Origin of the sequence: Paenibacillus sp. 22594 (assembly GCF_052044425.1) — a bacterium.
In the GTDB taxonomy this organism is placed as follows: Bacteria; Bacillota; Bacilli; order Paenibacillales; family Paenibacillaceae; genus Paenibacillus_AQ.
This window is the reverse complement of sequence record NZ_JBQENA010000023.1, coordinates 1-9,800: the sequence shown is the minus strand read 5'-3', so window position 1 is coordinate 9,800 and position 9,800 is coordinate 1. Positions and strand designations below refer to the sequence as shown.

Sequence of the window (9,800 nt, the reverse complement as noted above, 5' to 3'; positions counted from 1 at the left end):
TCCGTATACGTCAGCTGCTCCGTCCCGCAGGATATTGCTATCCGATCCGGTGTTTTCTTAACCTGCGCCTCAAATAGACTTTTGATCGATTCCTCGTGCGGATATTGCGTTGGCTTGGTTTGAAACGCATTTAGTATCTGCTCTTTCTCTTCCTCTGTTGTCGTTTCGAGTTCAGATACCTTCATTTCCGGGTTTGCTGCACATGACAATAATACACTTTGCATCTTTGACATAATATTGAGAATGTCGTCTGTTGCCAGCTTTCTAGGATCATACAATACATCAACATGTAGCTGACTGATATCAAGATACGCTTTAAACGTGGTCGTATAATTGGTTTGCTCCCGTCCACTCTCTACGGTAAAGCGAAAACCTGAAGTTTCACTTTGGCGTGCTTCATCCCATGTATCATCGTTATCAAATGTAAACAAAACTTTAACTAAATCGGTGTTCTGTTTAGTCAGTCGTTGTACTTTGGCGAAAGAACAATGTCCATACTGATCACTTAGTATCGCTTGTTCTTGAGTTTTTCTCCAAATATCGCTTATGTGCATTTCATCATCACAACAAATACGAATTGGAATGGTATTAACAAATATTCCGGCAATATGCTCTATTCCTCTTACATCAGCATTTCTTCCGGAGACTACCTTACCAAAGACAACATCCTTTATGCCGCATAATTCCTGTAATACGATACCTAAAGCTGTCTCTATCATAGTATTCAGCGTAATATTGTACGCTGCAGCCATATCAAGAAGTTGTCTGGTTACATCAACAGGAAGTTTATGATTAATCCGCTTCATTTCACTGGATGTTTCTTCAGGTTGACGGAGCGGCTTAATATCAGCAGACTCTTCATAGTCTGCCAGAAGCTCTCTCCAGTATAGCAAGCTTCTGTCTTCATCTTGTTTTTCCAACCAGCTAACGAAGTCCTTGAAATTTAAGCTCTTTTCCTTTTCTTCCTCTAACCCTTGCTCAAGCTCCACAACAGACAAACCTTGTTCTAACTGTTCGCATATTTGTATAAAGTCATTAAAGATAACGTGGTCTGACCATCCATCCGAAATGATGTGGTGAGAGCTCCATATTAATTTCCCTTCTGTTCTGCTTAACATGATGTTGGTAACCCGTAACAATGCTTCTTGCTGTAGATCAAAACCCCGTTGTAGGTCAGAATCAATCCATGCAGAAATATGAGATGCTTGTTCTGCACATTCCTTGCCCGACCAGTCCAAGACTGCATATTCGATTTCACGACTACGCAATAGAAGTTGTCTGGATTTAGCACCATGGTCATATACAATTGCAGTGCGCAGTACATCATGTCGTTTCGTTAGCAGTTTCAGCGCTACCTCAAACATATCTTCACTTTGATTAGCGTTATAATGATACACCATTTGTGTAACATAGCTGGTTGATTGCCGATTCAGTAAATAATGGTATAAGATTCCTTCCTGCATCGGAGTTAGCGTATAAATATCATCAATATCCTCTTTATCAGCAATAAACTCCTGGATCAATACTAATTCATCACTAGTCAAGTCATTGCAGGAATAATCAGAAGCCGTCTTCATCGGCTTGTCTTGTACACAGCAATATGTGATGATCTCGCTTAGCTTTTCCTGATATAATGCTGCAAAACGCTCTACGGTCTCCCTATTATATTTACTGCGGTCATAGCGGAGTATAAAATGTAGCGTATCCTGTACAATATACCCGTTCATATCAATTGCGCCTTCGGTACCATTCGAATTCGCTATACTCTTGTTGTTCGTAAACAGGGTAGCATTAGATTCTGTATCCAGCTGCCCCAAATAATTGAAGTAAATATCGGACTCAATCGCCAAAAAATCACCTTGCAATAAGCCAAATCCCAACCCACGTAAAGGTACTTTCCGTAACATTTCCTTTGTATCAATAATAATCTCCCGTAAATCATCATGACACGGAACACTAATCGGGAACTTTACCGTAAACCATCCTATAGTACGGTCGATATCCACTTTCTTATGGATCGCTTCTCTCCCATGCCCTTCCAGGCAAACCGATACTTTTGATTGTTTCGTCAGTGCATGTGTTGCAACGCCGATTGCACTTATAAGCAAATCATTGATTTCGGTACCAAATGCTTTACCCGCTTGCCTTAAAAGCTGTTCAGTCTTATCCTTACGGAACGTTATTGTCACATCCTCATACCCATAACTATGCGGATTGTCATCTGTATGCAGTTTCTCTTCCTTCATGGCTGCGATAATTGTATTCCAATAATTTGCTTGGGTAGTAATCTCGTTTGTAGTTTTATATTCTACTAATGATTCTGCCCAGTCTTTAAAAGCAAGTGTTTTTGAAGGTAGCTTTATTTCCTTTCCGTCTTTAAGCTGCTGGAGAGCAGTCTCTAAGTCTTCAAGCAAAATTTGCCATGATACTGCGTCAATGACAAGATGATGAATACATAAGAAAAGATAATTGGCCGACTGGCTTTTGAAGAGCGCTGCTTTCATCAAAGGACCTCTGTTAAGATTCATGCTTTGATGAATTGTAGCGGTAGCTTCTTCAACCCATGCTGAACCGTTAAGCTCCGCTTGAACCTCAAACACTTGTAACTCATAAAGTTTGCTGTCTGTGCTACTTAAAATTGTCAGACTGCCATCCTGGTAAACTGCTCGTAATATATCATGGTGAATAGCAACAGCTTGCAATGCTTCATGAATATGCGTTTCGTTATCCGTTTTAACCATCAAAAGAGCATCTTGATTATGATAGTTAGGATTAGAGTAATTTCTTGCACTAAAATCATGTAAGATCGGTGTATTAATGACCTGACCCGTAACTTCACCCTGATCATACTGGATCTCTGATTCCCTGCCTACTGTGTATGCAATCTTTTCAACAGTGTATTGACTTAAAATATCCGGCACTGAAATAATATATCCGGCGCTTCTCATCTTCGATACAATCCGGATAGCTTTTATGGAGTCTCCCCCAAGTTCGAAGAAACTATCTTTTATACTAATACGTTCGACACCAAGTACCTCTCGGAAAATGCTCACAAGTACCGATTCAGTTTCATCTCTTGGAGCAACATACTTATTGCCTCTCCCCGTACGATCTGGCTCAGGTAGGCTGCGGCGGTCTAGTTTCCCATTTTTTGTAACAGGGAACTGTGCCAGTGGAACGATGTATGCTGGAACCATATAATCAGGTAAAGCTTGGCGAATATCTTCTCTAATAGCTTCAGTATCCAACGTCACTTGATTATTTGGCACCACATAAGCGCATAAATAATCATCTCCTGCCGCATCTTCCCTAACCATCACAACAGCATTCAGCACGTCAGGTTGTTTTCGCAGGACTTGCTCAATCTCGCCCAGTTCGATACGGTATCCTCTAACCTTTACTTGATCATCGATACGGCCAACATATTCAATATTACCGTCTGGAAGCCAGCGGGCAAGATCTCCCGTGCAATACATCCGCTCTCCCTGCTTAAATGGGTTGTCAACAAATTTCTCTGCGGTAAGATCGCTCCGATTAAGATAACCCTTGGCAACACCTGGTCCGCTGATACAAAGCTCACCAGCTACACCGATTGGCAGTGGATATCCGTACGAATTTAAAATAAATACTTGTACATTGGCAATCGGTTTTCCAATCGTAACTTTGTCATGTAAATGAACTTCAATTCCGGTTGCGTCAACCGTTGCTTCTGTTGGACCATACACATTGAACAAACGAACATTCCAATGTTCAAGCAAAGCGTTAGCCAAATCATCCGTTAATGGCTCTCCGCCGACAACAACCACTTCCAAATAATGCAATCGATCAATACCTTGAACTTCATCCATAAGCATCTTCATCCGCGTCGGTGTACCCTTCATGATGTTCACTTCATATTGCTCAATTAATTGCAACAGTAACTTTGGATCGTGTTGCGCTTTCTCATCGGCAATTACAATTTGCATTCCTTTGAGCAGGGGAAATAGTGACTCATAGACTGTACCGTCGAACGAAATATTCGATAAACATAACATTGTTTTTGTCGAATCCAAGTTTTGTAGCTGGTTTAGAGCTGCAATCAAATTACTAATTGATCGATGTTCTACCATTACCCCTTTGGGTTTGCCTGTAGAGCCTGAAGTATAGATGATATAGGCGATATCGCTTGCGTCTACAATTGTATGCAGATTGTGACTAGATTCATCATATCCTTCTTGATCCACATGAATGCGTCTTACATTGGAAGGTAACTCGATCGTGTCATCGTATTGCCTCTGAGTCAATACTGTCGATAACCCGCTATCTTCCACCATATACTGAATCCGCTCCAAAGGATATGTCGGATCTATTGGTACATAAGCCGCGCCCACCTTTAACGTTGCAAGTATACCCACCATCATTTCTATACTGCGGCCGAGTAAAATACCGACAAAATCTCCGCGACGCGTACCATGCAACAGCATTATTCTGGCAAGCTGATTTGCTCTCATATTTAACTGCTCATATGTCAGAGCTTGATCTCGAAAGCGTAGAGCTGTTTTCGCCGGCATAGCCTGCACAATCTGCTCAAATTGTTCATGAATTGGTGTCGTCACGTCATAAATACAGGACGTATCGTTAAATGAGGTTAAAATGTGCTGCCTTTCTGCTTGCGTCATCATTGGTAATTGACATATCTCAAGATTAGGAGATTGCGTAACTGCTGCCAACAACGTTTCAAAATGTTTCACCATCCGGCGTACGCTTTCTTCTTGGTACAAGCTCGTTGCATAGCGTACTTCTATGCGGTAGCCACTTCCCATTGACGTCAATTCTAATGTTAGATCAAATTTAGCCGAACTGTGCTGTAAACTATATTCATCATGAATATTCATACTGTTTATGCCATGAAAATCAAAATTTGCTTCTTCATGATTCTGCAGCACAAACAACACATCAAAAAGCGGATTCCGGGACATATCCCGATGCAGGCCCATATTATCAACCAGATCTTCGAGCGGATATGCTTGATGTTCTATCCCTTTTAAACATACTTCTTTCATCTCCGACAGAAAATCCACGAAGTTCTTCTTTCCCAATGGCTTTCCACGTAATGCAATCGTATTCACAAACATACCGATTACTGGCTCTGTATCATTATGCAAACGTCCATTAACAGGGCAGCCTACGATAATATCCTCTTGGCGGCTGTATTTACTCAACAAAATCATCCATGTGCTCAGTAGTATCATATACTCGGTTGCACCCGACATCCGGCACAATGCTGTTACAGCTTCCCGTAACTCTACATGACTCACGACTGATTTCCCTATATACTGTTGTACTTGCGGACGTGTAAAGTCTGTTGGTAAATCCAGTACCGGTATTTCGCCTTGAAGCGAGTTCAACCAATACGTCTCATGTTCCGTCATGTCTTGAGTTTGTAACCACTCACTATAATCTTTATACTGAATCGGCATTGTCTCAAGGGGGTCGCCATTATATAACCTGGACAAATCCTGCATTAGATTATTAATCGATGTCCCATCAGAAATGATATGGTGCATATCGAAGATTAGGAGATAACCACCATCTTTTTGATTAATCACTTTAACCCGAATTAATGGCGCTTGAGACAAATCAAATACATGCACAACCTCTGTGTCATCATCTTCTTCAGTAATTAGAAGCGTAAAAGGCACATGCTCATGAATACGCTGTATTGCTTCTCCATTCTCCATATGAAAGCTTGTGCGTAAGCTTTCATGCCGTTGCATGAGTTGCTCCAGTGCTAGCTGAAGTCGTTCACTATCAAGGTCTGCATCCATTCGACGCATTAACGTCATATTATAAGCTGTGCTATGTTGATCCATCTCTTGAATCGCATAAAGACGCTTTTGAGCTGAAGACATCCGATATGTTTCTTTCTGCATAGCATGCGGTATGGGTTCAAACACAGCTTTCGTATTTAGCGTATTCTGTCCTGCACTCATTAGTTCAAGATGCTGACTAAGCACTTTAATATCCGGATGCTCAAACAATGTTATGATCGGCAAACGTATGCCAATCATTGCTTCAATCTGATTGATAACGCGTACAGCATGTAAGGAGTGACCACCTAATGCAAAGAAATCATCATAAATACCAACACGGTCAACAGAAAGTACATCACTGAATATATTACATAGAATCAATTCCAATTCAGTCGCCGCAGCCGTATATTGCCGCTCGTGCACGATCTGTATTTCAGAAAGCGCTCGCTTATCTACCTTTCCGTTTCGTGTCATAGGAACTTTCTCAATCTGTATCATATGCTGCGGTACCATGTAAGCAGGCACTGACTCACCAAGGTAATTCCGGACTTTATTCATCTGAATCTCGGTGCCCGATACCAGGTATGCACACAGTTCCTTTTCACTTCTATCTTGTTCGCGGGCAATGACAATTGCATCTTGGATACCTTCTAATCTGCGCAGAGCATGCTCTACCTCGCCCACTTCAATCCTGTACCCTCGAATTTTCACCTGGTCATCAATACGTCCAATATACACAATGTTCCCATCCGGCAGCCACATCGCAATATCTCCGGTACGGTAGAGCCGCTCATCAGGAATAAGCGGATTCTCAATAAACTTCTCCACAGTAAGTTTTGGTTGGTTTATATATCCTTTTGCTACGCCGTCGCCGCCTACAACAAGTTCCCCTGGAACACCAATTCCACATAGCTGCATTTTTCTATCTAAAATATACGCTGTACTATTGCTGATTGGCTTTCCGATAGGGATATTGAAATAATCTGTTTCTATAGCATGCGTAACAGAAAAGGTCGTATTTTCTGTTGGGCCATAACCATTAATTACTCTGAGTTTGGGATGTTTTTCCCGTACTGCTTTGATGTGCTTCGCCGATAACCGCTCTCCCCCTACCAATAAATACTGTAATGGTTGAAAAACTTCTTCGCATCCAGTATCCACCATATAATTAAAAAGTTGGGCAGTCATCCACATCATCGTAATCTGGTACTCGTTTATCAATATTCCTAGAGCATTTCCGTCTGTTATGCTCTGCATATGGGCTAGCACCAATTTTCCGCCATTGAGCAGTGCTCCCCATATTTCAAACGTCGACGCATCAAAGGAAAGTGCACCGGTTAACAAAATATGCGCCCCATTTAAATCAGCATAGTTCGATTGCTTCACAAGCCGTACGACATTTTGATGTGTAACACAAACACCTTTCGGATATCCTGTCGTACCGGATGTATACATAACATATGCAATATCACCCGCTGCTACTGAGGCACGCTCTGTCGTAGCTGCATAACTTCCATATAGATCTATTACAGTGCAGTACTCTTGAAGGACATTAATCATATCCTCCTTTACATCACCGCACAGTACGGTGTTCAAATTACAATCTTCCAAAATAAAGCGCAGGCGGTTATCCGGTTCATCGGTATTAATTGGTACATAGCCACATCCTGCTTTGAGTATCCCAAGTAGCCCTACAATCATGTGCACGCTTTTCTCACATACGATACCAATTAATTGACCTGATGATACCCCTCTTCTTCGCAATTCAGTGGCAATACCTTGCGCAGCCTTGTCTAGTTCTTGGTAGCTTAATTGTTCCTTACCGCATACCACACAAATTTGTTCGGGCGTAAGTTGAACCTGTTCTTCAAATAAATCTGGAATAGATTTATGTTTCGGATATGAGATTGCCGTATCGTTGAATTCACCTAGTATTCGTGTCTTCTCTTCCTGGCGAACTAATTCAACATCGAAAATTTTCTTCTCTGGAAACTCAGCAAATGCACATAATACATTGTTTAACATGCTGAGCATCATCTCTACTTCTTCTAAAGCATGCTTGTTCGGATTATAGAGAACTGTAAATCGTAAAGCCTCGTCCTCTACAGCAGCCAATAGATTGAGCGGATAGTTTGTTTCATCTCTCGAAGAAACAAGCGCTAATTGCAGGCCATCTGTATTCTCACTTTGCTGTTCTTGTGCCAAATGATTCTCAAAAACAAAAAGCGAAGAAATCAAATCTGATTTTAATGCGGTCTGTTCTTGAATTTTAACCAGTGAACAGTGAGCATGCATCGTACTTTCAATACCTTGATCTTGTAATTCCTGCAAAAGGGTTATAATCGTCGTATTCTCGTCTACGCTTACCCTTACTGGTATCGTATTAATAAAAAGACCTACTATGCTTTCAATCCCTTTTACTTCGGCATGCCTTCCCGAAATCACTTTGCCGAACACGATATCATTTGTAAAGTTCATCTGTTGTAATACAATTCCCCAAGCTGCTTCAGTGATCGTATTTATTGTTATCTGATGCGCTTGTGCTAAAAGCAGCAAATTGCCTGTTAATTCAACATCCAGTTTCTTTTTCACTTGAGCCAAGTTGGAACTGGAATATGGTGGATCGATATAAGGACGGTATTTGTATGTTATGTCATAATCACGAAGCCTTTCGAACCAATACGTAAGGGCAAGCTCCTCATCCTGATTCTGAAACCACTGAATATAATCACCATACGTTGCAACCTGACACTTTTCTTGTTCAATAACTTGTTCTACATCGTGTACACTATGACCATTTTGAAGCAAGTTATAGTAATTTTTCAGGTCGTTACATAATAATTCAGTACACCATCCATCTGCAATAATATGATGAAAGCTCCAGATCAATTGCGTGCAATTAGTAGATAGTTTTATATTTTTTATGCGAAATAATGCATTAAGCTGCAGATCAAATCCCTGCTTAACATCCCTTTCTATCAGTTCATTTAGTATAGCCACTTGTTCTTGCTCATCGTACGTTGTTAAATCAATTTCCTCCCAATCAAGTGAGCGATGTGACAAAATGATCTGCTTCGGATATTTTACCCCTTCATATACCATCGCTGTTCTCAACACATCATGTTTTTTAAGCAAACATTCAAACGCATTGCGCATGAAATTAGTATTTACATATTGATTAACCCGATAAACAAACTGAGTAAAATACTCAGAACCACTACTTTTCAGGTCGTGATACAAAATACCTTCCTGTAGCGGCAATAAATCAAATATATCCTGTATATCATTTTTCCCTGGATAAAGTCGATGCAGGACGCTCAAATCTTCTTCAGTAATCGAAGTTGCAGAATAGTCAGATGGTGTCTGAACCAATTCTTTTTGCTGCATACAATGCGCAATCATAGACTGAGTACATGCTTTATAAATCTCAGCAAATGTTTGTATCGTACTGCCTGCAAAAAGACTTCTATTATAACGGAAAGCAAATGTTAATTTTCTTTCACTTATCACACCGTCTATCATCAATTCCGACAGCATTTTATTATCATCCGCTAAGCCTTTATCTGAACTAAAGAAGTGTAATCTTTTCCCCTTTGCCTCAGCGTCCATTTGTCCCATGTAGTTAAACATGACTTCAAGCGGACGTACCGGCAATTCTTCCTGTAACAGACCATATCCAAGGCCCCGGTTCGGGATCCTGCGCAGCATCTCTTTGGTTGTAATGATGCTTTTTGCTAGATCCTCATGACACGATACCACCACCGGGTACATACTGGTGAACCACCCGACCGTCCGGTCGATATCGATCCGCTTATGAATCGGTTCTCTTCCGTGTCCTTCCATGCCTATCGTTACATCTCTTGCCCCTGTCAGTTTCTTCACGGCCATTCCCAGGGCGCTGATAAGGAGGTCATTGATCTCGGTATTATACGCCCGACCTGACTGGTGAATGAGCTGCTCGGTTTCTTTTTCATTTAAATGGATCGTGTAATTTCCATACCCGCTTTC

Annotated in this window: 1 protein-coding gene; it reads right to left on the bottom strand. The window is 41.1% G+C overall.

What is annotated here, in order from left to right:
- Window positions 1-9,800: amino acid adenylation domain-containing protein (locus ACTJKB_RS30745; RefSeq protein ID WP_440838018.1), on the bottom strand; the 9,800-nt coding region annotated here is incomplete at both ends.